At 60.6% G+C, this 1,176-nt stretch carries 1 protein-coding gene; it reads left to right on the forward strand.

Going from position 1 to position 1,176, the window contains the following annotated elements; genetic code table 11:
- Window positions 1–38: 38 nt before the first annotated feature.
- Window positions 39–1,176, forward strand: a 1,138-nt coding sequence (locus ACF8NF_RS08110; protein ID WP_392450409.1) for an IS30 family transposase, incomplete at its 3' end; no start/stop codon positions are given.

Here is a 1,176-nt window from a genome sequence, read left to right on the forward strand (position 1 = left end):
CAACACAATGACTGCACCTGGCGCAAGGAGTGCTGGCCATGAAGCAACGACCTCGGATCTACTACACCGAAGCACAGAAGGCGATGATGTGGGATCGCTGGAGCAAGGGCGATACCCTGCACCAGATCGGCAAGCTGTTCGATCGGCCACATACCTCCATTCAGAACATCCTGGCCGCAACCGGCGGAATCCGCCCGCCAGCGCGCCATCGATCACGATTGGCACTGACTCTCGCTGAGCGCGAGGAGATCTCGCGGGCATTGGCTGCGGGCGAATCCATCCACTGCGTTGCCGCGCGCTTGGGGCGAGCTGCATCCACTGTCAGCCGTGAGCTTCACCGCAACGGTGGCAAGAGTTGCTACAGGGCTGCGCGCGCCGATGAAGCAGCCTGGGAGCGTGCGCACCGCCCCAAGCCTTGCAAGCTGGCGAGCAATCCAGCCCTGGCGCAGATCGTGGCTGGCAAACTGCAGCATCGATGGTCGCCTGAGCAGATCGCCGGTTGGCTCAAACGGACCTACCCAGAGCAAAGGAGCATGCAGGTGTCCCACGAAGCCATCTATCGCACGCTCTTTGTCCAGACGCGGGGCGCTTTGAAGAAGGAGCTTCTGGAGCATTTGCGGCGCACCAGAGGCATGCGTCGTTCACGGCACTACACGCAAAAGACCAGTATCCATGGCCGAATCGTCGGTGCCGTCCCCATCAGCGAACGTCCGGCCTGTATAGAAGATCGAGCCGTGCCAGGGCATTGGGAAGGAGACTTGCTGTTCGGCGATGCTCATAGCCAGATCGCGACCTTGGTGGAGCGACACACGCGCTATGTGATGCTGGTCAAGCTGGTGGACAAAGACTCGTACACCGTGGCTGCGGCCCTAGCCAGACATGCCAGGAGCCTGCCGCATGAGCTCTACCGCTCCTTGACCTGGGATCGCAGCTCGGAAATGGCGGGGCACAAGCGCTTCACGTTGGCGACCGACATCCAGGTCTACTTCTGCGACCCGCACCATCCATGGCAACGGGGCACCAACGAGAACACGAACGGGTTACTCAGGCAGTACCTTCCCAAAGGCCTGGATCTGTCGGGCTACTCACAGGAGAGCTTGGATGCGATTGCAAGGCAGTTGAACCAGCGTCCCAGGAAGACGCTGGGGTTCAGAACACCTGCTGAAATGTTTGATG

This window comes from Delftia sp. WSY_22 (assembly GCF_043104185.1).
GTDB lineage: Bacteria > Pseudomonadota > Gammaproteobacteria > Burkholderiales > Burkholderiaceae_C > Comamonas > Comamonas tsuruhatensis.